Genomic DNA, 23,769 nt, shown 5'->3' on the forward strand with positions numbered 1-23,769 from the left:
AGACGGGCCTCCTTCCTACGCATTCAAAGGGAATCGCCATTCATTCCCGAACGCCTTCAAAGGATGATCCAACTCCGCGACGGAACCAAGACATCTGACAGCAAGCGATCAGAATGGTGGAATTTCGCCCTTTTTTACCGCGCCATAGCAGCGCCAGAGCAAATGGGCCGCGACGGCCCGATAGGGTTTCCAGGCCTCGGCTCGGGCATAGGCCTGCTTCTCGTTTGGCCTGATCTCGGCGCGGTCTGTCCAGCGCATGGCTTCCTGCAAGGCGACATCCCCGGCGGGGAAAACGTCCAGGCGTCCCTCGCAGAACATCAGATAGGTCTCGGCCGTCCAGCGGCCGATGCCCCTGACCGCCATCAGGGCGGCCGAGGCCTCATCGTCCGACATATGGCGCAGAGCGTTCAAGTCGCAGAGACCCGAGACATGCGCTTCGGCGATGGCGCGGGCGTAGCGAACCTTGGGCCGCGACAGGCCCATGCCCTGCAGGTCGACATCCTCCAGCGCCAGCACCTTCGCAGGCGACACCTCCCCGAGCCCCGCCTCCACCCGGCTCCAGATGGCCCCGGCCGAAGCCAGGGACACCTGTTGATAGACGATCAGTCGAAGAAGGCCGGCGAAACCGGGCACGGCGGTCCGCCACGGGAACTCCGGCGTCACGGCCTCGATGGCCGCCAGGGCGGGATCGATCGCCGCGAGATGGGCGCGAGCATCCCGGATCTGCTCGGCGGTGGGGGAAAGGTCTGCGGTCACCCCACGAGCAGACCATCCACGCCCTGCGGCGGCAACCCGATCCTTGCTCTATGCGATGGAGACGATCTCAACCTCGCCGCCCGCAACCATGGCCGTGTCGCCGATGGTCTTGCCGAGCAACGCCCGGGCCAGCGGCGAAACATAGGAAACTGACCCGTCAGCCGGATCGGCCTCGTCCTCGCCGACAATGCGGAACGTCTGGCGACGGCCGTCCTCGCGGTCAAAGGTGACGGCCTGACCGAAATGCACCACGTCGACGGGACCCGCAGGCTCCGTCAACTGGGCGCTGGCCCTGCGCGCAGCATAGAATCGCAGGTCGCGAGTGGCCCGGGCCATGGCCGTGCGATCCTCGGCGACGCCGCCCGTGGCCTGAGCGGCGCTGTAGGCGGCGCGGGCGTCCGCCAGCCACGTCTCGAGCTGTGCCAGGCCCCTGGCGGTGACCAGGTTGGGATTGGGGGAAATCGGCCGATCGAGCAGGTCGGCGGCGAAGGCCTCGCTGTCGCCTTCCTTGGTGAAGGCGACGCTCATCGGCGGGTGATCTGGATTGAAATCAACATGGGTTGGAAATCCGAAGGCCGGCGGGATGATCCCGGCGCGGACCAAAGGTCCCAGGCGCGTCGGCTCCTTGTGCTAGCCTCCGGCGCAAAGCGTTTCAAGCGCGGGCGCCTCGCAAGCCGATAGCGAACGCGACGGCGGGACGGTCTTTTGCAGAACCAGCCCCGTCGTTCGCGGACAAAGCGACCTTACAGAACGACGCCTGCGACGGCGCCGGCGACAGCCAGGGCGAGCACAAGGAAGTAACCGCCGGCCAGACGGTCGAAGGTGGTTTCAAAAGCTTTGAGCGAGCGGAGCATGATGCAAATCCCTCTTGGTTAGTCGGCCCAGCCGGTTGCCGGTCGGAGCTCTGTCCGATCTGGACAGTGCTTAGATAGCATCGATCTAAACGCCGTCAAGATAATCTTTACAGTGCTTGGATGAAATTTTGGAAAGGAGGCGCTAGAGTGAGGACGATGACCAACGCAGCTACCGAATCCCGCCCCTATCACCACGGCGACCTGAGCCGTGCCCTGGTCGATGCCGCTCGCCGCATTCTGGAAAAGGACGGTCCGGCGGCGCTGTCCCTGCGCGCAGTGGCGCGTGAAGCTGGCGTCAGCCCCGCAGCGCCCTATCACCACTTCAAGGACAAGGGCGAACTGCTGGAAGCGGTCGCCCACGAGGGCTGGTTGGCGCTGGATGCCGCTTTGACCCAGTCTCGCGCCTCGGCCACCAATGCGCGCGACCGGATGACCAGCATCGGCGTGACCTATGTGCAGTTCGCGCGCGACAACCCCGCCCTCTACCGCGTGATGTACGACTGTTCGCGCGACAAGGACGCCTTGCCCGAACAGATGAAAGAGGAAGGCGCCTATTGCCAGGTGCGCAACACCATCTCCGAACAGTCCAGTGGCGGGGTTACCGACATCGATCTGGAACTGGCCACCATCGCGGCCTGGTGCGCGGGCCATGGCCTGGCCGAGATGATCAGCTTCAAGCAGTTCGCACCGCTCAAGGAACGGCTGGGCGGCGAAGACGCCTTCCTGCGGGCCGTATTCGAACACCTGGGCATGTTCACGAAGTTCGACCGGGGCTGAGCCCTTGGCGTTCGCCACCCGGTTCGCGCCGTCGCCGACGGGCTACCTGCATCGCGGTCATGCCTTTTCGGCCCTGACGGCTTTCGAGGCCGCGCGCGCTGCGGAAGGCCGCTTCATCCTGCGCATTGAGGACATCGACGCCACCCGCAGCCGGCCTGAATATGAGGCGGCGATCGCGGAGGATTTGGCCTGGCTGGGTCTGGACTGGGAACAGCCCGTCCGCCGTCAGTCCGAGCATCTGGCCGACTATCATGCCGCCATCGAGACCCTGCGCGAGCGCGGCCTCGTCTATCGCTGCTTTCGCACCCGCAAGGAACTGGACATCGGCCGCGCCCCGCACGAGCCGCAGACGCCCTTCATCGGCGGGCCCTTGCCGCCCGCTGAGGAGGCAGAACGCCTGGGGCGTGGCGAGGCGTTCGCCTGGCGGCTGTCGCTGCCAGAGGCGAAGAAGGCGCTCGGCGGGTTCGATGACCTGACCTTCTTTGAGGAGGGGGCCGGCCCTGACGGTCAGTCCGGTCTGATTCAGGCCCGTCCCGAAAGCGCTGGAGACATCGTGCTGGCGCGCAAGGACGTCGGCGTCGCCTATCATCTGGCGGTCGTTCTGGACGACGCCCTGCAGGGCGTCACCCACGTCATCCGTGGCGAGGACCTGTTCGAGGCGGCCCACATCCAGCGACTGCTGCAGGCCCTTCTGAACCTGCCCACGCCGACCTATCGTCACCACCGCCTGCTGATCGGCCCGGACGGCAAGCGCTACGCCAAGCGCGACAGGGCCCAGACCCTGCGCGAACTCAGGGCGGCGGGCGTTACGCCAGCGGACCTGCGCGCGGAGATGGGCTTCTAGCGGACCCAGTAGCGATAGGCGTAGCCGGCCGCAAACCCGTCGCGTTCATAGAGGGCGATCGCAGGCCCGTTGCTGGCCTCAACCTGCAGATAGGCGCGACGCGCGCCCAGCAAGGCCGCCTCGGCCAGCAGGGCCCCGAGCACCCTCCGCGCCAGGCCCTTGCGACGATGCTCGGACGTCGTGCGCATGCCAAACACCCCGGCCCACTCGCCCTCCACGGCGCAGGCGCCCAGGGCCGCAGGCTGCCCACCGACGACCAGACGCGCGAAACGCGCCGGGGACGGGATGCGGGCCAGGGTTTCCAGCCGCTCGCGCGCGTCGTCGACATTGCCGCCCGCCGAGGCCTTGAACACCGCCTCGAAGCTGGGGTCAGGCGCGGCCGAAAGGGTGACTTCCGGATCGGACCGCCCCAGGGCGGGGCCGATCATCACCAGGGTCTTCTTGCCGTCCGCATAGCCCCGCCGCGAAAGACGTTGCGGCAAGTCTTCCGGCATTGTCGCCCCGTCGGTCAGCTTGAAGCGCGGCGGCAGGCCTCGCGCCTGGAACCAGGCTTCGGCCGCGTCGATCGCCGTCTCGATCTCGCGATCCGGTTCGCCCAGCGGCCAGCAGGCATTGGTCCGCATCGACCAGCCTTCGGCGGCGTTCAGCCGCCAGCCGCCGAGCGCCGAGCGTTCGCGCGCCGGCCAGGCCCGGTCAGCGATCGGTTCCAGAACGGCGGGATCGACGTCCAATCGCCCGCTACTCGGCCAGCAGCGTCTCGACCAGACCCCGCGCCTCGGGGCTAGCCCAGTCGGCGTCGCCCGAGAGCCGGGCGCGCTCGCGGCCCTGCTTGTCGTAGATCACCGTGGTCGGATAGCCCGCCGCGCGTGGCTCCATCTCGAACGACATCTTGTAGGACGGATCGCGATAGAGCTTCAGCGGCGCATTGGCCGCCATCTCGGCCTGGGCCAGGTTGAGGTCCGAATCCCGGTCGACGCTGACCGGCAGCACCTTGAACGGCTGGGTCGCATAGGCGGCCGCCAGCTTGGCCAGGGTCGGCATCTCTTTCTTGCAGGGCGCGCACCAAGTGGCCCAGAGGTTCAGCACCACGACCTGCCCCTTGAAATCGGCAAGGGTGACCGGCTTTCCGGCCTCATCGAAGAAGGTTGTGCCCGGCGCGGCGCGGGGCGATGACGGCACGTCGAGCTTTACCAGAGAGGCCCGCTTGAATTCATTGAGGTCGGCCGGCCCTGAGGGTTTGAACGAAGCGGCGGCGATGACGTATAGAACCGCCGCGACGCCGACGAGCATGGCGGCGCCGATCGCCCACTTCAGCGGACTACGCTTCGCCGCACCTGGTCCGTTACCGCCCGACCCGTTCTCGCTCGACTGGATTTCGCTCATATGACCGACAACGCCTCCGAAAAACCCGCTGCCGCCAAGGGCGGAGAGGGTCAAGCCATGTGGGGCGGCAGGTTCTCGGCCAAACCGGCGGAGCTGATGCAGGCGATCAATGTCAGCATCAGCTTCGACAAGCGCTTGTGGGCGCAGGATCTGGCGGGCTCCCGCGCCCATGCCCGGATGTTGATCAGCCAAGGTGTGATTGCAAGTAGCGATGGCGAGGAAATCCTCGAAGGCCTGGCCAGGATCGAGGACGAGATCACGACCGGGACCTTCCCGTTCCGCGACGAATACGAAGACATCCACATGAACATCGAGGCGCGGCTGCGCGAGCTGATCGGCCCGGTGGCCGGCCGCCTGCACACGGCGCGTTCGCGCAACGATCAGGTGGCGGTGGACTTCCGCCTGTGGGTCCGGGAGGCCTGCGACCGCTCGGCCGCCCAGCTGGACGCCCTGCAGCGCGCCCTGCTGGCCAAGGCCGAAGCCTATGCCGACGCCCTGATGCCGGGCTTCACCCATCTGCAGCCGGCCCAGCCGGTGACCTTCGGCCATCACCTGATGGCCTATGTCGAGATGTTCGGCCGCGACGCCAGCCGCTTCCGCGACGCCCGGACCCGGATGAACGAATGTCCGCTGGGCGCCGCCGCCCTGGCCGGCTCGCCCTTCCCCATCGACCGCCACGCCACGGCCAAGGCCCTGGGCTTCGATCGTCCGACCGCCAATTCGCTCGACAGCGTCTCGGCCCGCGACTTCGCGCTGGAGGCCCTGTCGGCCGCCTCGATCACAGCCACGCACCTGTCGCGCCTGGCCGAGGAAATCGTGCTGTGGACGACGCCGATGTTCGGCTTCATCAAGCTGACCGACGCCTTCACGACCGGCAGCTCGATCATGCCGCAGAAGAAGAATCCCGACGCCGCCGAGCTGATCCGCGCCAAGGTCGGCCGCATCCTGGGCTCGCTGACCACCCTGACCGTGGTCATGAAGGGCCTGCCGCTGGCCTATTCCAAGGACATGCAGGAGGACAAGGTCCCGACCTTCGAGGCCTTCGACGCCCTGGAACTGTCCCTGCTGGCCATGGCCGGCATGATCGCCGACCTGACGCCCAACACCGACAAGATGGCCGCCGCCGCCGGCGCAGGGTTCTCGACCGCCACCGATCTGGCCGATTGGCTGGTGCGGACGCTGAACATGCCTTTCCGCGACGCCCACCACGTGACAGGTTCGGCCGTGAAGACGGCCGAAGGCCTGGGCGTGGATCTGGCGGATCTGACCCTGGAACAGTTCCAGGCGATCGAGCCCAAGATCACCGCCGAGGTCTATGCCGTCCTCACCCCGGCCGCCTCGGCGGCCAGCCGCATCAGCTATGGCGGGACCGCTCCCGCCCAGGTCCGCGCCCAGATTGCGCGTTGGAAGGAACTGCTCGGATGACCCTGCGCCCTCTCGCTCTTCTGACCCTCGCCGCCCTGGCCCTGACTGCCCCCATTCTTACGGGTTGCGGCAAGCAGGCCGAACTGGAACGTCCCGCCCCGATGTGGGACGCCCAGAAGAAGGCCGCCTGGGAAGCTCAGCGCCGCGCGGCCTCCGGCACGGCCAACCAGCCGGCCCGCGTGGGTGGCGCCCAGGAAATCATGGATCCGGCGTCCAGCAACCGCACCGTCCGCGCGGCGCCGCTGGCCGGCACCGCTCCCAACCCGTTCGGTGGCCCGTCGGCGGCGGGCTTCCCCGGCGCGACTCCCAACTAGGCTTTGACGTGAATCACTTCGAGTACGGCCCCGAGGGCCTGGCCTGCGAAGGCGTCCCCCTGGCGCGCATCGCGGCGCAGGTCGGCACGCCGGTCTATGTCTATTCCCGCGCCACGCTCGAGCGGCACTTCACCGTGTTTCGCGACGCGCTGGAACTGTCCGGCGTCGCCGATCCGCTGATCGCCTATGCAGTCAAAGCCAACTCCAATGTCGCGGTGCTGAAGGTGTTGGGCGATCTGGGCGCCGGCGCCGACACGGTCTCCGAAGGCGAGGTCCGCCGCGCCCTGGCCGCCGGCATTCCCGGCGACCGCATCGTCTTTTCCGGCGTCGGCAAGACCCGGCGCGAGGTCGAGTTCGCCCTGCGGGCCGGCGTCGCCGAGATCAATGTCGAGTCCGAGCCCGAGATGAACCTTGTCGCGGCCGTCGCCGCCGAGCTGGGCGTGCGGGCCAAAATCGCCTTCCGGGTCAATCCCGATGTCGCGGCCGGCGGTCACGCCAAGATCGCCACGGGCAAGGCCGAGAACAAGTTCGGCGTCTCGTTCGCCGAGGCCGCCCGCCTCTACGCCAACGCCAGCAACAATTCCGCGCTGGAGCCCATCGGCGTGGCCTGCCACATCGGCAGCCAGATCACCGATCTTGCGCCCATGCGCGAGGCCTTCAGCAAGATGCGGGGCCTGGTCGAGCAACTGCTGGGCGAAGGCCTGTCGGTCGAGCGCCTCGACCTGGGCGGCGGCCTGGGCGTGCCCTATTTCAACATGCCCGAACCGCCCTCGCCCGCCGACTTCGCGGCGATGGTCGGCGAGGTGACGGCCGGCCTGCCCGTCAAGCTGGCCTTCGAGCCGGGCCGGGTGATCGCCGCCAATGCCGGCGTGCTGGTCAGCGAGGTCATCCACGTTCACGAGCGCCCCGAGGGCCGCAAGTTCCTGGTCATCGACGCGGCCATGAACGACCTGCTGCGCCCGGCCATGTATGACGCCTTCCACGACATTCGCCCTGTTCTTAAGCGTGAGGGCGACGCCGGCCCCTATGATGTGGTCGGCCCGATCTGCGAGACCGGCGACACGTTTACCCGTGACCGTCTGTTGCCGCCGCTGGCGGCGGGCGACCTGGTGACCTTCATGTCGGCCGGGGCCTATGGCGCGGCCATGGCCAGCGAATACAATACCCGGCCCTTGGTGCCCGAGGTGCTGGTCGACGGCGACAGGTTCGCGGTGATCCGCGCCCGGCCGTCCTATGAAGAGATGCTGGCCCGCGACCTGATCCCCGACTGGGTCTGAGCACCGACATCGCCACGCGGCTTCACGCGGCGGGCCCGCTGAAGGCCCTCCCCTTGCGATGGCGGGAGGCGATGCCTGCGGACGTCTTAAAGGGGGCTGCGACGATTTGGCATAGTGACGCCGGGTACCGCTATCGAGGCTCGGAAACTGTTACGATAAAGGGAAAAGGACAGAGGGCCGGCTGATCGCTCTCATGTCGCGGCGCCTCAAAACTACCCGTTTCGGGTATTTAAGGCACGCTGCGGCGGCATGAAATCTCGTACCAATCTGGACCTTAGCGGTGTGTTCAGAAGCCTGCGGCCTTGGCGGCTGCGTGGGCCTGGGGGGCCCAGGCGTGTTGAGTACCAGGGAAGCAGCCTAGATGTTCGGAATGATACACAGATCTGCGCGGGACATGATCCTCGAGCAGTTCGGGGCGCAGGCCTGGGACAAAACCCTGAGCGCCGCCGATCTTGATGACGCCATTCTGGTCAGTGTCCAGTCCTACCCTGATGACGTGACATTCAGACTGATCAGCGCGGCAGCCGCCACTGCAGGTCTGACAGTCGAAGACACCCTTCATGCCTTCGGCCGGCACTGGGTCCGGGCCTCCGCTCAAGGACCGTATGCCGGCGTGCTTCAGATCCTCGGAACCTCGCTACTGGAGTCCCTCAACAACCTCGACCAGATGCATGCCAGCATTCAGCTCGCCATGCCCGGAGCGCAGCTGCCGCAGTTTTCCGTCCTGTCTCAGGACGACCGCTCCATTCGGCTGGCCTACTATTCCAAGCGGGCGGGACTGGAGAGCTTCGTCTGTGGCCTGCTCGACGGCATGTTGGAAAAATTTGCGACGCCCGGTTTTGTAGAGTTCAGCGGCCAGGACGGGGATGCCCGGATCTTTACCATCACCCTCGCGGAGCCCGATGCCGCGTGAGCCAAAGCTTTGAACTGACGGGCCAGCAGCTTGACGATCTGTTTCCCTGTCACCTGCTGACAGACGCCGGCCTCAATCTGCAAAGTGTCGGCCGGTCGATCGCGCGATTGCTGCCGGGCGCCGTGGCAGGGGCGTCCCTGGCCAGCCTGTTTGTCGTCGAACGACCGATCATGGCCCTGGATCCGGCCATGGCCGCCCGAAACAAGGTCGCCATTCAGCTTCGGTCCCATGATGGCCGCATACAGCTTGCCGGAACCGTGATCGAACTGGCGCAGGGTTACCTGTTCTGCCTCGCCCATTCCGTCAGGGCCGCGTCCAACTGGGCCGAAACGGGGCTGACCATCGCCGACTTCTCCCAGGCGGACCAGTCCCTGGCCATGGGCACGGCGGTAGCCATGCAGTCGGTGCTGATGGCGGAGATGACCGACCTGGTCGACAACCTGCGACGTGCCCGCAATCAGGCCCAGGCGGCCAATGAGGCCAAGTCGACCTTCCTGTCGGTGATGAGCCACGAAATCCGCACACCCCTGAACGGCATTCTCGGCATGACCCAGGCCATGATCCAGGACGCGGTCGACGCCCGCCAGCACTCGCGGCTCGATATTGTTCTGAGGTCGGCCGAAACCCTGCTGGCCATTCTCAACGATCTGCTCGACCTTTCCCGGATAGAAGCCGGGGAAATGTCCCTGGAGTCGATCGCCTTCGACATGGGCGATTTGTGCAGCGGAGCCTATGCGGCCTTTACCGCCCTCGCGAACAAGAAGAGCCTGTCCTTCTCCTGCGACATTTCCGCCGTTGAGGGCCGCTATTGCGGCGACCCGACGCGAATAAGGCAGATCGTCTACAATCTGATTTCGAACGCCATCAAGTTCACCGAGCATGGACAGGTCGGCATCCAGGGCCGCTCAACCGAGGACGGGCTTGAACTTGCCGTCTTCGATACGGGGATCGGCATAGCCCCAGACATGCTCAACGAGATCTTCGAGCAGTTCCGCCAGGCCGACGCCTCGATCAACCGCCGCTTTGGCGGGACCGGACTTGGTTTGGGCATCGCCCGCAACCTCGCGGCCCTGATGGGCGGCTCGATTACCGTGGAAAGCCAGTCCGGGATCGGCTCAACCTTTACCGTCCGCCTGCCGCTTCCGCGTGCCGAAGAGGACGCGCCAGCGGCCATCCTGCCGGACCTGGTTCCAGTGAGATCGCAGGGCGCGCTGCGGATTCTCGCCGCTGAGGACAATCACATCAACCAACTGGTGCTGCGCACCCTGCTTGAGCCAGCCTGCGCCACACTGACGGTGGTCGACAATGGCCTCCAGGCGCTGGAGGCCTGGCGCCTGGAATCCTGGGATGTGATCCTGATGGATATCAATATGCCGGTCATGGGCGGCCTGGAGGCCAGCCGCATGATACGGGAACAGGAGCTTTCGACGGGGCGGCAGGCGACGCCCATCATCGCCTTGACCGCGAACGCCATGGCCCATCAGCTCAAGGACTATGAGGGGATGGGCATCAACGCCACGGTCGCCAAACCGATACAACTGGCCTTGCTGTTCTCGACCCTCTCTGAGGTGATGTCGGCCTGAGGCCCACCGGCCTGGTCCAGTTCGATCCCTGCCGACAGGGCTGGCGCTGGGCCTGCCCTGAGACGGGACGCACAGGTTCGCATCCTCACCGGTTTGACCGGCAAGTTTGGGGAGGCGGCGGAGCGTCCGGGCCAGACCCGGAAGAGTTTGTAGTGGAGTACCGTTTCGGCCGTGGCCGGAGCGCTCCGCACGGCTGTTGGTCAGGAGCATCGCCGGGCTGGCGGGGTTTTAACCCGCTCCGGTAGCTAGGCCCCTGGCGGGCGGAAGGGAAGCGACCCCTCCGGACCGCGCGGGCGATTTCAGCCCGCGCCTGCAGCGCTCGCCGCCGTCGTCGAAGGGGGCTCCCGGATCAACACGGCCCGAAGCGCCCGACGACCCACTCGGAGCCACCCACGCCTCGCAAACCGATCCCGCCGGGACCTTCGAACAACCGCGGACGAACACGACCCGCACAACCGCCCCCACCACCCGTCAGGTCGCCAGCTGGACGGCCTCCCCAGTGGTGGGGCGAGGAGAAGTATGCGGGCGTTTTGGAGGGGGCTGCGTCGATTTTGGATCGTGACGCTGGGTGGCGGGGTTAGGGCGTTGAATTTGTTGGGCGCGAGGGGCGCCTATGCTCGTGAGAGCACGGGGATTGACCTCCCCCCGCTCGCAAGCGGGAGTTTTGAAGGTCCGCTTAGGGTGGTTTGCGGACGTCAGGCTCAGCAGCGCCCCCTCCGTCACGTCGCCTATCGGCGCCGCGCCACCTCCCCCGCACGCTTCGCTACGGGGCAGGAGAAGAACAGCTTCACCCTCCTGCCCCGTGAAACGGGGGAGGTGGCGCGATGCGAATACGCATCGTGACGGAGGGGGCGTCCGGCGTCGGCCGTCTTTCCGGGCAAACTTAACGTCTCACTTGGGTCGAAAGCGGACATCAGCACCGCCGCCAAAAGGCGCCCCTCGCCTACCCTACCCGCCCGGGTGCAGCCCCGGCGCTTCCTGGCCCGTGCGGGTGACATATTCTGTATAGCCGCCGCCGTACTGGTGGACGCCCTCGGGGGTCAGCTCCAGCACGCGGTTGCTCAGGGCCGCCAGGAAGTGGCGGTCGTGCGAGACGAAGAGCATGGTGCCCTCGAAGTCGGCCAGGGCCGCCACCAGCATCTCCTTGGTGGCCATGTCCAGGTGGTTGGTCGGCTCGTCGAGCACCAAAAGGTTTGGCGGATCAAACAGCATCTTGGCCATGACCAGGCGCGCCTTCTCGCCGCCGGACAACACGCGGCAGGGCTTTTCGACATCGTCGCCGGAGAAGCCGAAACAGCCCGCCAGGGTGCGCAGCGCGCCCTGGCCCGCCTGGGGGAACGAGCCCTCCATGGACTGGAAGATCGTCTCTTCGCCGTCCAGCAGGTCCATGGAGTGCTGGGCGAAATAGCCCATCCTGACGCTGGCCCCGATATTGACCACGCCCTGGTCGGGCTTGGTGTCGCCGGCCACCAGCTTGAGCAGCGTCGACTTGCCGGCCCCGTTGGCGCCCAGCACGCACCAGCGCTCCTTGCGGCGCACCAGGAAATCCAGGCCTTCATAGATCGGCTGGGCCCCGTAGCCCTTGTGGACATTGCGCAGGCTGATCACGTCGTCGCCCGACCGCGGCGGGCTCTGGAAATCAAACTTGACCGACTGGCGACGGCGCGGCGCCTCGACGCGTTCGATCTTGTCGAGCTTCTTGACCCGGCTCTGGACCTGGGCGGCGTGCGAGGCGCGTGCCTTGAACTTCTCGATGAAGTTGATTTCCTTGGCCAGCATGGCCTGCTGGCGCTCGTATTGCGCCTGGCGTTGGGCCTCGCTGAGCGCGCGCTGCTGGTCGTAGAAGTCCAGATCGCCCGAATAGGTAATCAGCGTTCCCGCGTCGATCTCGACCACCTTGCCGATGATGCGGTTCATGAACGCCCGGTCGTGCGAGGTCATCAGCAGGGCGCCCTCGTAGTTCTTGAGGAAGGCCTCCAGCCAGATCAGGCTTTCCAGGTCCAGGTGGTTGCTGGGTTCGTCCAGCAGCATGCCGTCGGGCCGCATCAGCAGGATGCGGGCCAGGGCCACGCGCATCTTCCAGCCGCCCGACAGCAGGCCGACATCGCCGTCCATGCGCTCCTGGCTGAAGCTCAGACCGGCCAGGACCTCGCGCGCCCGCGCGTCCAGGGCATAGCCGTCCAGTTCCTGGAAGCGTTCCAGCACCTCGCCATAGCGCTCGAGGATCGTGTCCATTTCGTCGGCCTGGTCCGGATCGACCATGGCCGCTTCCAGCCGGGCCATTTCGCTGGCCAGGGCGCTGACGGGACCGACGCCGTCCATCACGGCGGCGACCGCGCTCTGGCCCGACATCTCGCCGACATCCTGGCTGAAATAGCCGATCGTCATGCCGGCATCGATCACGGCCAGCCCGTCGTCGGGCTGCTCCTGACCGGTGATCATGCGAAACAGCGTCGTCTTGCCGGCGCCGTTGGGGCCGACAAGCCCGACCTTTTCACCCTTCTGGATGCCCATCGAAGCTTCGATGAACAGGATCTGGTGGCCGTTTTGCTTGGAGATATTGTCGAGGCGGATCATGGGCGGTCTGCTAACGCGGGCGGAGGCAGAACGCCAGAGCCTTTTAGCCTCACATGGACCATGTGAGGCGTATAAAAAGGCTCTAAATCAAGCGCTTAGAGCGCGATCAGTCCATCGCGCCGATGTAAGGCAGGCCGCGGCTCTTGCCCTCGTCGTCGAGACCATAGCCCACGAGGTAGCGGGCCGGGGCTTCCCAGGCCACGAAGTCGGGCTCCATGCCGCGCTGGGTCGGCCAGGGCTTGCGGGCGAAGACGGCAGTCATCACTTCGCTGGCGCCGGCGTCCTTGACCAGGCGCGAGGCTTCGCTCAGCGACAGGCCGCTGTCGAACACATCATCCACCACCAGGGCCCGGCGGCCGATCAGCGGCCGTTGCAGGTCGGCGCGGACCTCGCAGCGGCCGGTGCTCTTGCGCTCATCGTGATACGAGGCCAGCCACAGGGCGTCGAAGCGGACATTGCGGCCCGCCTTCCACAAGGCCCGGGTCAGGTCGGCGGCGAACCACAGACCGCCGGTCAGCAGACAGACGCAGACCGTGTCGTCGTCGATGCGCGGAGCGATGGCGTTGGCGAGGGCCTGAACGCGCTGGGCGATGTCGGCTTCCGAAATCAGGACTTCGGGTTGGGCGGTGTCATTCATGATGCGCGGGTTCGTGAGAGTCGGAGGGAGGAATGGCTGCCGCTCCGGTCTCATGTCCCGAGGGTTCATGTCCAGCCGCATCTGCCTCGGCAGGCGCATCCTGGGCGCCGCGCAGGGACAGTTCGGGGTCCGCCGCGTGCTTGGCCGGGGTCTTCAGGGCGGCCTTGACCGCCTTGGCCGCGCCGGGCTCGACCGCGAAGTCGATGACCAGATCCTTGGCTGTGCGGGGCGGGTCCAGGATGGTGATGGCGAAGTGGCGGATCTCGCTGGGCGGGATCTTGGGATCGGCGGCGGCGGCGATGCGGCCGGCCACGCGCTTGTCCTTGGCGTTGCGCAGCTCGACCCGCAGCGGCGGGGCGACCACCGCATGATCGGTGATGTTGCGCATGATGCCGGTGATGGTCACGGCGGCGTGGCCGTCTTCCAGCGAAGGCTCGGCCTTGATGTTCTCGATCACCAGCCCGACCGTGTTCACCGGCAGGCCGACGCTGGCATAGGCCCCGGCCGTGGCGGGCCACAGGCGCACCATGTCGATGCGGAAGATCAGGGCGCCGACGACCATCGAGGCCATGGCGGCGGCCATGCCGGCCCAGACCACGCCCGTGGTCGTCGCCTCGCGCAGGCGACGCTCGGCGTCGGCGCGGGCCCGGAACACCTTGGGCAGCTCCTCGCCCGGAAGGGCGCTGACCGGCGGTTCAGGTTCGGGTTCAACGGTCGCACTGGCCTCAGCGGCTTCCAGTGAGGCCATGGCGGCGTCGCTGGCCAGGGTCGCGTCGGAAGGCTCGTCGAAGAGGTCCGTGGACTCCTCGTTACGGGCGGTCCAGCGGTGGCCGCACGAGGCGCAACGCACGACACGACCAGCCGCACCGACCTTGGAGTCGTCGACGAAATAGCGGCTGGCGCACTCCGGACAGGTCAGTATCATGGCCGCGAATCGTAGGCTCCCCGCATTAACAAATGGGGTCGCTGATTTTGTCCCTGATGTCCAGAAACCCCGGCGACACCTCCTTGCGGATCGAGGCAGATCAGGGCGATGACGCCCTCCCCGTGGTTCGCTTCGAGGGCGTGTCGATGCGCTACGGCCGCGCGCCGGAAACGCTAAGAGACATTGGGTTTTCTCTGGCTCCCGGGTCGTTTCACTTCCTGACCGGCGCTTCGGGCGCGGGCAAGAGTTCCCTGCTCAAGCTGATCTATCTGGCCCACCGTGCGTCACGGGGTCGCGTGGAGCTTTTCGGCCGCGATGTCAGCCTTCTACCGACCGGCGACCTGCCGTTCCTGCGCCGCCGGATCGGGGTGGTTTTCCAGGAATTCCGGCTGCTGGAGCACCTGTCGGTGTTCGACAACGCCGCCCTTCCGCTCCGTATCCTGCAGCGCAAGCCCGCCACCTATCGCGACGACGTCGCCGAACTGCTGACCTGGGTCGGACTGGGTGAACGGATGCATGCCCTGCCCGCCACCCTGTCGGGCGGTGAAAAGCAGCGCCTGGCCATCGCCCGCGCCGTGGTTGACCGGCCCGACGTGCTGCTGGCCGACGAGCCGACCGGCAATGTCGATCCGGCCATGTCGCTGCGACTGCTGCGGCTGTTCGTCGAGCTCAACCGTCTGGGCACCACCGTGCTGATCGCCACCCATGACGAGGATGTCGTGGCCCGCGCCGGCCAGCCCACCCTGCATCTCGAGCATGGCCGTCTGGTCGAAGGCGGCGACGCATGAGCGAGGTCTTCCAGGTCGATCGCTGGCGGCCGGGTCCGCTGCTGCCGCCGCGCGACGCCCGAGACGGCTCGCTGGTCTTCGTGGTCGCCGTGCTCTGCTTCCTGGCCTGCCTGACGGCCCTGGCCGCCCTGGCCGCCAACCGCGCAGCCGAGGGCTGGACCAACCAGCTGACCGGATCGGCGACCGTGGTGGTCCGCGCTCGCCCCAACGAGACCCCCGACTCCGCCGCCGCCCGCGCCGCCGAGGCCCTGGCCGGGGTCAAGGGCGTGGTCGAGGCGCGCGCCCTGACCAAGGACAAGGCCGAGGAACTGCTGGTCCCCTGGATCGGCAAGGAGGCCCTGGTCGACGACCTGCCCACCCCGCGCCTTGTCACCCTGGATCTGGACCCCCTGCTACCCGCCACCGCCACGGCGCTGGACCAGGCGCTGAAGGCCGCCGGTGTCGACGCCGTCGTCGATGATCACAGCCGCTGGATCGCCGATATCGAACGCAGCGCCGGCCTGGCCCGCTGGGCGGCGCTGGGCGTGTTCGCCCTGATCGCGGCGGCGGCGGCTTCGGTGATCGCCTTCGCCACGCGGGCCGGACTGGCGGCGCGGGCCGACGTGATCGAGGTGCTGCACCTGTCCGGAGCGGAAGCCCGGTTTATCGCCGGCCTGTTCCAGTGGCGGTTCGCGGGCATGGCCGCCATCGCGGGCTTGCTGGGCGGCGCGGGGGCGACCATCATCGGCGCGGCGTTACGGACCCTGGGCGGCGGTTCGGGCCTGGCGCCGATCCTGCCCCTGGCCTGGATCGATCTGCTGGCGCCGCTGCCCTGCCCGCTGATCGCCGCCCTCGTCGCGGGCCTGACCGCCCGCCTTGCTGCGTTGCGACTTTTGAGGAGCATGCCGTGAAAAGCCTCGCAGCCCTGTTGATCCTGGTGATGGTCTGGGCCGTCGGCCTGCTGGCGTTCTCGAGCCGCGTCGAGCAATCGATCCCCGCCCGCGAGCCGCCGATCGCCGATGGCGTCGTGGTGCTGACGGGCGCCTCGAACATCCGGCTGGAAGCCGCCACCAAGCTTCTAGAAGCCGGCAAGGGCAAGCGCCTGCTGATCTCCGGCGTCAATCGCGAGGCCACCCGCGAGGACGTTCTCAACGTCACCAAGGCCGTCAAGCCGATCTATGACTGCTGCGTGGACCTGGGCTTCGCCGCCGCCAACACCATCGGCAACGCCAGGGAAACGGCCGAGTGGGCCAAGGCCAAGGGCTATCGTAGCCTGATCGTCGTGACGGCCGACTATCATATGCCGCGCTCGATGCTGGAGCTGCGCGCAACCATGCCTGACACTGTGCTTTATCCCTATCCCGTCGCCACTGAAGGTCTCGACGCTCATCGCTGGTGGAAGCAGAACGCCGGCGCGCGGCGGATGATCGTCGAATACTGCAAGTACCTGGCGATTCTGGGCCGCGAGGCGTTCCTCGGGCTTGGTCCGAAAGAAGAGGCCGGCGAGCCGGCGAGGAAAGCGTCTTGATCTATCTGCGTTCGTTTCTGTTCCAGCTGTATTTCTGGCTTTGGTCGATCTTCACCTCGACCTGGATGGTGGCCCTGCTGCCCCTGCCGCGCCGCTTCGCGGTGGCCGCCCTGACCTTCTGGTCCAAGGGCCTGTTCTTTGGTCTGCGCTGGATCGCCGACGTCAGGGTCGAGGTGCGCGGTCGCGAATACCTGCCCACCGGCCCCGCCCTGATCGCCGCCAAGCACCAGTCGATGTTCGACGTCTTCAGCCAGTTTGGCCTGCTGCCCGACGCCTGTTTCGTGATGAAGAAGGAACTTCTGAACGTGCCGCTGTTTGGCTGGCACGGCCTGAAGGCGGGCATGGTCGTCGTCGACCGCGCCGGCCACTCGACGGCCCTGAAGAAGCTGGTCCGCGATACGCTGGAGAAGATGAAGGAGGTTCGCCAGGTGGTGATCTTCCCCGAAGGCACCCGCGGCGCCGTCGGCGTTCCCGGCGACTACAAGCCCGGCATCGCCGCCCTCTATCGTGAGCTGGACCTGCCCGTGACGCCCCTGGCCCTGAACTGTGGCGTGCACTGGGGCAAGGGTTTCCTGGTCAAGCCGGGCGCCATCGTCTTCGAATACCTGCCGCCGATCCCCGCCGGCCTGAAACGCGGCGAGTTCATGCGCGAACTACAGACCCGCATCGACACGGCGACCAAGGCCCTGGAGGACGAGGGCGTCTGATGATCCCTCTCTCTTTGAGAGAGGGCGGGGCCCGCCGCGAAGCGGTGGGAGGGTGAGAGGTTACAGACTGGCAGGATCGAGCGCTGTCAGCTTTCGAGCCATTGCTGACTTTCAGGTCTCTCTCGTCGATCGGAGGCACAGCTCGTCTCTGACCCCGGAAACGTTCGATTATTGGAAGGTCGGCCAAGCTGGAGCCTTTCTAGAAAGAACTAGCGCGCGCTTGCTGAGGTAGAGCTTGGGTGACAAGCTATGCCTATGGATGTCCCCAACCCTCTCGGCTCGCCACCTGAAGAGCATCTCTTCAACAGCATCTTTTCAGCGGAACTGATGCGGCGGCTGGACGGTGTCATCACCTCCAAGTCTCGCTTCGTGCACTATACCTCTGCCGAGGTAGCCATGAGCATCATACAGAACGCTGAGATCTGGATGCGCAACACGACGACCATGAACGACTTCTCCGAAGTGGAGCACGGGCAGCAGTGTGTCCGGGAGGCTTGGATTTCTTCATCCGGGGAAAGGCTGCAGCGCGCGTTAGAAGCTATTCACCCTGGCATCGCGGCTGAAATCACAGAGCGCTATGATGCTTGGCAGCCCGATATGCGAAGCAACACATACATCACCTGTATATCGGAGCATCCGCCGGAGGAGGACGAATACGGACGGCTCTCAATGTGGCGCGCTTACGGTGGAATTGCTGGAGTGGCCCTAGTCCTCAATCTGACACCATTCTTGGCGACAACCGACGAGCTCGCAGCATTCTCTAGCCCAGTATTCTACGGCACGGGAAAGGACATTGAAGTCAGAATTGACGAGATGGCCGCAAGGTTGGAGCAACACGGTGAGGAGTTGCGGAAATATGGGAAGAGCGTTTTGAGCGAAAATGTCTTTTCGGCGCTCCACTTCGCAGCGCTATGCACCAAACATCCAGCATTCAGAGAAGAACGGGAGTGGCGCGTTATATACTCACCGAATCTGGCGCAATCGCCGGTGATAAAGCCTGTCATAAGATCGGTTCGCGGCACGCCACAGACTGTGCAATTTCTGCCGCTCAAGCATGCGCCCGAAGTCGGGCTTCATCATGCTGACATCCCCAGCCTAGTGGACCGCGTCATTATAGGGCCGACCGACAACGCGTGGGTTCTCTACGAGGCCTTCAAGCGGCTTCTAACCGACGCTGGCGTACAGAATGCGCATGATCGAATAAGCGTCTCTCAAATCCCACTGCGACACTATTCCTAAGCTTGGCAAAGATAAGTAACGCGCAAGCCTATGGTTGGACATCGTCATCTAGGTTGGCACTCTAGAATATCCGCTTCCCACCCTAAGCGGACCTTGGCGACGTCCGCTTGCGGTCCAAGGGTCAAATGTCGGGTTTCAGGTGCTGACCTGATTTCCGCTCTCCTTCCATTCCGGCGGCTCAACGCCAGGAATCGAGATTTTCCGGCCAACGGTGAAACCTCTCACCCTCCCACCGCCTGCGGCGGCGGGCCCCGCCCTCTCTCTCAGAGAGAGGGATTCGTAGAGCCGTCCTCCCGCGCCGCGACCAGCTTGAGCAGCGTCTCCATGGCGTGATCGCGCACGCCGTCCTCGCGCAGGTGGCCGACAAGGTCGGACAGGTAATCGATGTTGCGGCCCGACAACCCTTTGGCGCCGGCGATGAGGTCGGCCTGCTGTTCCAGGCTCAGCGCCCCGGCCCACTGGCTGTGCTTCATGTCTGACAGGAAGACCAGCGAGGAGATCTTCGCCGCCTCACCGTCGATCTTCAGATCGCTCCAGGCCTCGAAATAGGTCTCGGTCGGCTGCTCGCGTTCGCGCAGATAGCCATAGACCTGTTCCCATTCCGCCGCCGCCACCCGATAGGCCGCGCCGCGCACCGAACCGCCGGGCGCAAGGCCCAGAACCAGCCCTGGACGCTCATAGGTGCCCCGGTGATGGACCGAATAGATGCAGAAGGCGCGACGACGGCCGTGGAGAACCGCGCGTCTTCGCTCTACAAACGGGAACCCGGGACGCCACATGAGCGATCCGTATCCGAACACCCAACGGTCTCCGCTCTCTACGCTCATCTTCAATCCCGACTGGACGCGCTCTTTCATGACCCATACCGACGCCGCGCCGCCCCGCAAAGTCCGCAGACGAGGTCTGTTTGCGCCCTTCATCATCGCGCTGATCTTCGCGGCGGCCTGGTGCGTCGGCTGGTTCTGGCTGCGCAATCAGGCCGAGCAGCGGATGGATACGGCCTCGGCCTCGCTGAAGTCACGCGGCTATGACCTGTCGTGGAGCGCCCGCAGCTTTTCCGGCTTCCCGTTCCGCCTGGACGTGACCCTGGCCGACGCCCGCGTCGCCGAGCCGTCCGGCTGGGCCCTGCGCATTCCGGAGCTGAGAGCCGAAGCGATGATCTATGGCCTGGACCACTGGGTGGCCGTGGCCCCGCGCGGCGCCCTGCTGACCCGGCCGGAGGGCGGCGACGTCGCCATCGCCGGTCAGGCCCTGCGCGCCAGCCTGGCGGGCCTCAAGCAGCACCCGCCCCGCATCTCGATCGAAGGCGCTGGCCTGGTGTTCTCGACCGCGCCCGAGGCGGCCCCCTTCCCGCTGCGCTCGGCCCAGACCATGCAGCTGCACCTGCGCCCCGGTCCCGAAGATCAGGCCGCGATCCTGTTCAAGGCCGAGGGCGCCCGGGCCAATTTCACCGGCCTGCTGGGCCGCATCGCCCAGGAGAACAGCGCCGACATGATCCTGGACGCCCGCCTCAGCAAGGTTTCGACCCTGCGCGGCGACAACTGGGCTGACGCCGTGCGCGACTGGAGCGCGGCCGGCGGCGCGATCACCATGGAAAACGCCCGGATCAGCGCCGGCGAGGCCGAGGGCACGGCCAAGTCCGGGGCCCTGACCGTCGACGCCGATGGCCGGCTGCAGGGCAAGCTGGAGGTCGCCCTCAAGGAGCGGGTCGATCCCCGGGCCGCCCGGACGCCCGAGCAGATCCTGGCCGCCGCCGCCCAGGCCCTGGGGCGCGAGCCGGTCATCGAGGCCAACCTGATCCTGCAGGAAGGCCGCACCCGACTGGGAACCATCGACACCGGTCCCTCGCCGCGAGTTTATTGAGCGGCGGGCAGGCGCGCCTGCGGCGGACGGCGCGCAAGTTTCTTGCCGTGAACGCCAGCTATTGCACCGGCGGCGGCAAGGACTATGGTCCGGCCTCCAATTTCGGGGATAAACATGGGTACCGACGCGGCCGACGCGCCTCCGTCTCTCGACGAGGTCCGATGGCGACTGGACGCCATTGATGGTGAACTGCTGAAGCTGCTGGACGAGCGGGCCGCCTTGGCCGGCGCCGTCGCGGCGGCCAAGCGCGCGGCGGGCGATACGGGCTTTGGCCTGCGTCCCGGCCGCGAGGCCCTGATCATCCGCAAGCTGCTGGCCGCCCCGCGCACCGCAGCCAACGACGCCCTGATCATCCGCGTCTGGCGCGAGGTGATGAGCGACAACCTGGCCCGCCAGGGTCCCTATCATCTGGCCGTCTGGGGCGGGAAGGATCCGACCCGCGCCGTCGAGCTGACCCGCCTGCGGTTCGGAACCGCGCCAAGGATGCAGGTCCTGGCCGAAGCCAAGGACGTGCTGGCCGCCGCCAAAACGCCGTGGGGCGTCGGCGTGCTGGCCCTGACGCCGGACAGCAACTGGTGGGGCCGCCTGCTGGCGGAACCCAAGCTGAAGATCTTCGCCGCCCTGCCCTGCCTGAACCGTTGGGGCCCGCAGGCCGCCCTGGCCGTGGCCGAGGTCGAGGTCGAGCCCACCGGCGGCGACCAGACCTTCTGGGTCACCGACTCGGGCAAGAGCGCCGCCGCCATCGTCGAGGCCCTGAGCCCCAGCGGCGTCGCCGCCGAGCCCCTGGCCGAGTCCGGCGGGCTGAAGCTGTTCTCGCTGTCGGGCTTCTTCCAGGTCAATGACGCGCGCCTGGCCCAGGCCCCCGGCAAGCTGACCGGCGTCATCGGGGCTGCGCCCACGCCGTTCGACGTTTAAGTGGGCGACGTGTAAGACGACGGCCAGTTCAGACTGAGTTCCAAGATGACCGCTCCCGCCCCCGACCGCTTCGCCGCGCCGCGTCCCATGCCCAAGCCGGGCATCATGGATATCCACGCCTATGTCGGCGGCAAATCCAAGATCGAGGGCATCGCCCATCCGGTGAAGCTGTCCAGCAACGAGAACATTCTGGGCTGCAGCGACGCGGCCAAGGACGCCTATCGCGCCGCCGTCGACCGCCTGCACCTCTATCCGGACGGCAAGGCCAATGGCCTGCGCGCCGCCGTGGCCGAGCGCTACAGGCTGGAGCCCGAACGCCTGACCTTCGGCGACGGCAGCGACGAGATCTTCGCCCTGCTGTGCCAGGTCTATCTGGAGCCCGGCGACAATATCGTTCAGGGCGAGCACGGCTTCGCCGCCTACGCCATCGGGGCCCGCGCCTGCCAGGGCGAGGTGCGGATGGCCCGCGAGCCGAACCAGCGCATCGACGCCGACGAAGTGGTCAAATGCATCGACGAGCGCACCCGCCTGGTGTTCATCGCCAACCCCGCCAACCCGACCGGCACCTGGCTGACCGGCGAGGAAATCCGCGCCCTGCACGCCGCCATCCCGCCGTCGGTGGTGCTGGTGCTGGACGGCGCCTATGCCGAGTTCGCCACCGATCCGCGCTTCGAGGATGGCCTGGACCTGGCCCGCACGGCGCAAAACGTCATCGTCACCCGCACCTTTTCCAAGATCCACGGCCTTGGCGGCCTGCGGGTCGGCTGGGGCTATGGACCGGCCGGGATCATCGAGCCGATCGAGCGCATCCGTCCGCCGTTCAACACCTCGATCCCCGGCCAGGAGGCGGCCATCGCCGCCCTGGGCGACCTCGAATTCCAGGCCCGCTCGGTGGCGCTGGTCGAGCAGTGGCGGCCGTTCCTGACCCAACAGCTCGGGGGGCTTGGCCTTGAGGTCACGCCGTCGGCGGCCAATTTCGTGCTGGTCAACTTCCCCGACGTCCCGGGCAAGACCGCCCGCGAGGCCGAGGAATTCCTGGCTAGCAAGGGCTATCTGGTCCGCGCCGTCGGCAACTACGGTCTGCCCAACGCCATCCGCATCACCATCGGTCTGGAAGCGCACAACCGCGCCGTGGTGGATTTGCTGACGCAGTTCGTGGGTCGCTGATGTCCCCTTCATTTTCCGCTCTCCCCGGCGAAGGCCGGGGTCCGGGTCGAACCCACAACCGCCCCGCTGGTGAGCGCCGCCGCATGGCGCTTCATCCCCAGGCGCTCTGGCTGAATCTGGGCCCCGGCCTTCGCCGGGGAGAGCGGGTTGAGGTTACCCCCCATGTCTAAGCCCGGTATCCTCTATCCCAAGATGACCGTGATCGGCTGCGGCCTGATCGGCGGTTCGGTGATCCGCGCGGCTCGCGCTCACGGCGTGGTCAGCCAGATCACCGTGGCCGACGCCAGCGAGGCCCACCGGGCCCGCGTGGTCGAGCTGGGCATCGCCGACCATGTGACGGGCGACATCGCCGAGGCGGTGCGCGACGCCGACCTGGTGGTCATCGCCACCCCGGTGCTTTCGGTCCCTGAACTGGCCGGCCTGGTGATCCCGGCCATGAAGCCCGGCGCCACCCTGACCGACGTCGGCTCGACCAAGGCCAATGTCGCCGAGGCCTTCCGCGCCCAGGACATCTCGAAGATCTTCGCCATTCCCGGCCACCCGATCGCCGGCACCGAGCAGTCGGGTCCGGACGCCGGCTTCGCCGAGCTGTTCGAGAACCGCTGGACGATCCTGACGCCCTTCGAAAGCGACGACGAGCACTACGCCGCCGCCGTCGCCCAGCTGTCGGCCTTCTGGCGCGCGTTCGGGGCCCAGGTCGAGCTGATGGAGGAAAAGCACCACGACCTGGTGCTGGCCGTGGTCAGCCACCTGCCCCACCTGATCGCCTACACCATCGTCGGCAGCGCGGCCGATCTGGAGAACGTCACCGAGAGCGAGGTCATCAAGTTCTCGGCCTCGGGCTTCCGCGACTTCACCCGCATCGCCGCCAGTGATCCGACGATGTGGCGCGACATCTTCATCGCCAACAAGGACGCGGTGCTGGAAATGCTGGGCCGCTTCACCGAAGACCTGCAGGCCATGAGCCGCGCCATCCGCTGGGGCGACGCCGACACCCTGCACAGCCACTTCACCCGCACCCGCGCCATCCGCCGCGGCATCGTGGCGGCCGGCCAGGAAAGCGCTGAGCCGAACTTCGGACGCGACCGCGGCAAGCACTGAGGCGCAGGTTCGCGACCTCGCGCGTTCGCTGCGAGTTGGTGAAAAGGGTCGCGGAGCGTCCGGACCACGTCCGGAGGAAAATAGAATAACCGTTTCGACGAAGCCGAGCGCTCCGCGTGGTCGTTATCCATCAGCGTCCCAGCGGGTGGCCCAGTTGGGGCCTTACCGGGACCCGGAAGCTTCGGTTTCCCGAAGTCCCGAAGGTCGGGGGGCGTGG

25 protein-coding genes are annotated in these 23,769 nt (G+C 66.7%); 16 read left to right on the top strand and 9 right to left on the bottom strand.

Going from position 1 to position 23,769, the window contains the following annotated elements:
- Window positions 1-108: 108 nt before the first annotated feature.
- From ACN2C7_RS12960 to ACN2C7_RS12970, 3 genes are all read right to left on the bottom strand, one after another.
- The gene (locus tag ACN2C7_RS12960) at window positions 109-756 is read right to left on the bottom strand and encodes a DNA-3-methyladenine glycosylase family protein (protein WP_419317379.1); all 648 of its coding nucleotides are present in this window, start codon (window positions 754-756) and stop codon (window positions 109-111) included.
- A gap of 48 nt (window positions 757-804) precedes the next feature.
- Window positions 805-1,284, bottom strand: a complete 480-nt coding sequence (greA, locus tag ACN2C7_RS12965; RefSeq protein WP_419317380.1) for a transcription elongation factor GreA — start codon at window positions 1,282-1,284, stop codon at window positions 805-807.
- Window positions 1,285-1,499: 215 nt separating this feature from the next.
- Complete coding sequence (locus ACN2C7_RS12970) at window positions 1,500-1,610, bottom strand: hypothetical protein (protein ID WP_419317381.1); 111 nt, start codon at window positions 1,608-1,610, stop codon at window positions 1,500-1,502.
- 156 nt (window positions 1,611-1,766) lie between these two features.
- On the opposite strand from ACN2C7_RS12970, the gene ACN2C7_RS12975 reads away from it, so the two are divergent.
- Window positions 1,767-2,387: a TetR/AcrR family transcriptional regulator gene (locus tag ACN2C7_RS12975; RefSeq protein WP_419317382.1), complete on the top strand. Its 621-nt coding sequence runs from the start codon at window positions 1,767-1,769 to the stop codon at window positions 2,385-2,387.
- 4 nt (window positions 2,388-2,391) lie between these two features.
- Window positions 2,392-3,231, top strand: coding sequence for a tRNA glutamyl-Q(34) synthetase GluQRS (gene gluQRS, locus ACN2C7_RS12980; protein WP_419317383.1), 840 nt, complete (start codon window positions 2,392-2,394; stop codon window positions 3,229-3,231).
- On the opposite strand, the gene ACN2C7_RS12985 is transcribed toward gluQRS, so the two are convergent.
- Window positions 3,228-3,962 (bottom strand): GNAT family N-acetyltransferase, encoded by a 735-nt coding sequence (locus tag ACN2C7_RS12985; protein ID WP_419317384.1) that lies wholly within the window; start codon window positions 3,960-3,962, stop codon window positions 3,228-3,230. The two genes, gluQRS and ACN2C7_RS12985, sit on opposite strands and share 4 nt — an antisense overlap.
- A gap of 7 nt (window positions 3,963-3,969) precedes the next feature.
- The gene (locus ACN2C7_RS12990; protein WP_419317385.1) at window positions 3,970-4,614 is read right to left on the bottom strand and encodes a TlpA family protein disulfide reductase; all 645 of its coding nucleotides are present in this window, start codon (window positions 4,612-4,614) and stop codon (window positions 3,970-3,972) included.
- On the opposite strand from ACN2C7_RS12990, the gene argH reads away from it, so the two are divergent.
- The 5 genes from argH (at window position 4,615) to ACN2C7_RS13015 (ending at window position 10,126) form a co-directional block, all read left to right on the top strand.
- A complete protein-coding gene (gene argH / locus ACN2C7_RS12995; RefSeq protein WP_419317386.1) occupies window positions 4,615-6,039 on the top strand; it encodes an argininosuccinate lyase in 1,425 nt (474 codons plus the stop codon).
- Window positions 6,036-6,353 carry a hypothetical protein gene (locus ACN2C7_RS13000; RefSeq protein ID WP_419317387.1) on the top strand — a complete coding sequence of 106 codons (318 nt, stop codon included), beginning with the start codon at window positions 6,036-6,038 and terminating at the stop codon, window positions 6,351-6,353. The genes argH and ACN2C7_RS13000 overlap by 4 nt, the downstream gene beginning before the upstream one ends.
- An 8-nt stretch (window positions 6,354-6,361) precedes the next feature.
- A complete protein-coding gene (gene lysA, locus ACN2C7_RS13005) occupies window positions 6,362-7,630 on the top strand; it encodes a diaminopimelate decarboxylase (protein ID WP_419317388.1) in 1,269 nt (422 codons plus the stop codon).
- A gap of 394 nt (window positions 7,631-8,024) precedes the next feature.
- Window positions 8,025-8,543 (top strand): heme NO-binding domain-containing protein, encoded by a 519-nt coding sequence (locus ACN2C7_RS13010; RefSeq protein WP_419317389.1) that lies wholly within the window; start codon window positions 8,025-8,027, stop codon window positions 8,541-8,543.
- A complete protein-coding gene (locus ACN2C7_RS13015) occupies window positions 8,540-10,126 on the top strand; it encodes an ATP-binding protein (RefSeq protein WP_419317390.1) in 1,587 nt (528 codons plus the stop codon). Before ACN2C7_RS13010 ends, ACN2C7_RS13015 begins: the two co-directional genes overlap by 4 nt.
- 948 nt (window positions 10,127-11,074) lie before the next feature.
- Here ACN2C7_RS13015 and ACN2C7_RS13020 read toward each other — a convergent pair.
- The 3 genes from ACN2C7_RS13020 to ACN2C7_RS13030 all read right to left on the bottom strand — a co-directional run bounded on the left by ACN2C7_RS13020 (window position 11,075) and on the right by ACN2C7_RS13030 (window position 14,265).
- A complete protein-coding gene (locus tag ACN2C7_RS13020; RefSeq protein WP_419317391.1) occupies window positions 11,075-12,703 on the bottom strand; it encodes an ABC-F family ATP-binding cassette domain-containing protein in 1,629 nt (542 codons plus the stop codon).
- A gap of 106 nt (window positions 12,704-12,809) precedes the next feature.
- On the bottom strand, window positions 12,810-13,394 hold the full coding sequence (locus ACN2C7_RS13025) for a phosphoribosyltransferase (RefSeq protein ID WP_419317392.1): 585 nt from the start codon (window positions 13,392-13,394) through the stop codon (window positions 12,810-12,812).
- Window positions 13,333-14,265 (bottom strand): DUF3426 domain-containing protein, encoded by a 933-nt coding sequence (locus ACN2C7_RS13030; protein WP_419317393.1) that lies wholly within the window; start codon window positions 14,263-14,265, stop codon window positions 13,333-13,335. The genes ACN2C7_RS13025 and ACN2C7_RS13030 overlap by 62 nt, the downstream gene beginning before the upstream one ends.
- Window positions 14,266-14,348: 83 nt before the next feature.
- Between ACN2C7_RS13030 and ftsE the strand changes: the two genes are divergently transcribed.
- From ftsE to ACN2C7_RS13055, 5 genes are all read left to right on the top strand, one after another.
- Window positions 14,349-15,053 (top strand): cell division ATP-binding protein FtsE, encoded by a 705-nt coding sequence (ftsE, locus tag ACN2C7_RS13035; protein ID WP_419321472.1) that lies wholly within the window; start codon window positions 14,349-14,351, stop codon window positions 15,051-15,053.
- Entirely contained in the window at window positions 15,050-15,943 is an 894-nt protein-coding gene (locus tag ACN2C7_RS13040; RefSeq protein ID WP_419317394.1) for a cell division protein FtsX, read from the top strand. The genes ftsE and ACN2C7_RS13040 overlap by 4 nt, the downstream gene beginning before the upstream one ends.
- Window positions 15,940-16,560: a YdcF family protein gene (locus ACN2C7_RS13045; RefSeq protein ID WP_419317395.1), complete on the top strand. Its 621-nt coding sequence runs from the start codon at window positions 15,940-15,942 to the stop codon at window positions 16,558-16,560. Before ACN2C7_RS13040 ends, ACN2C7_RS13045 begins: the two co-directional genes overlap by 4 nt.
- Window positions 16,557-17,267 carry a lysophospholipid acyltransferase family protein gene (locus ACN2C7_RS13050; RefSeq protein WP_419317396.1) on the top strand — a complete coding sequence of 237 codons (711 nt, stop codon included), beginning with the start codon at window positions 16,557-16,559 and terminating at the stop codon, window positions 17,265-17,267. The genes ACN2C7_RS13045 and ACN2C7_RS13050 overlap by 4 nt, the downstream gene beginning before the upstream one ends.
- Window positions 17,268-17,522: 255 nt before the next feature.
- Window positions 17,523-18,506, top strand: a complete 984-nt coding sequence (locus ACN2C7_RS13055) for a DUF2971 domain-containing protein (RefSeq protein WP_419317397.1) — start codon at window positions 17,523-17,525, stop codon at window positions 18,504-18,506.
- A gap of 263 nt (window positions 18,507-18,769) precedes the next feature.
- Here ACN2C7_RS13055 and ACN2C7_RS13060 read toward each other — a convergent pair whose 3' ends face one another.
- Entirely contained in the window at window positions 18,770-19,333 is a 564-nt protein-coding gene (locus ACN2C7_RS13060) for a gamma-glutamylcyclotransferase (RefSeq protein WP_419317398.1), read from the bottom strand.
- 28 nt (window positions 19,334-19,361) lie between these two features.
- On the opposite strand from ACN2C7_RS13060, the gene ACN2C7_RS13065 reads away from it, so the two are divergent.
- From ACN2C7_RS13065 to ACN2C7_RS13080, 4 genes are all read left to right on the top strand, one after another.
- Entirely contained in the window at window positions 19,362-20,369 is a 1,008-nt protein-coding gene (locus tag ACN2C7_RS13065; protein WP_419317399.1) for a DUF2125 domain-containing protein, read from the top strand.
- Window positions 20,370-20,483: 114 nt separating this feature from the next.
- Window positions 20,484-21,284 (top strand): chorismate mutase, encoded by an 801-nt coding sequence (locus ACN2C7_RS13070; protein WP_419317400.1) that lies wholly within the window; start codon window positions 20,484-20,486, stop codon window positions 21,282-21,284.
- Between the two features lie 45 nt (window positions 21,285-21,329).
- Window positions 21,330-22,451: a histidinol-phosphate transaminase gene (hisC, locus tag ACN2C7_RS13075; RefSeq protein WP_419317401.1), complete on the top strand. Its 1,122-nt coding sequence runs from the start codon at window positions 21,330-21,332 to the stop codon at window positions 22,449-22,451.
- Between the two features lie 162 nt (window positions 22,452-22,613).
- Window positions 22,614-23,552 (top strand): prephenate/arogenate dehydrogenase family protein, encoded by a 939-nt coding sequence (locus ACN2C7_RS13080; protein ID WP_419317402.1) that lies wholly within the window; start codon window positions 22,614-22,616, stop codon window positions 23,550-23,552.
- Window positions 23,553-23,769 lie beyond the last annotated feature (217 nt).

The sequence above is a fragment of the Caulobacter sp. ErkDOM-E genome (genome assembly GCF_048541895.1).
GTDB lineage: Bacteria > Pseudomonadota > Alphaproteobacteria > Caulobacterales > Caulobacteraceae > Caulobacter.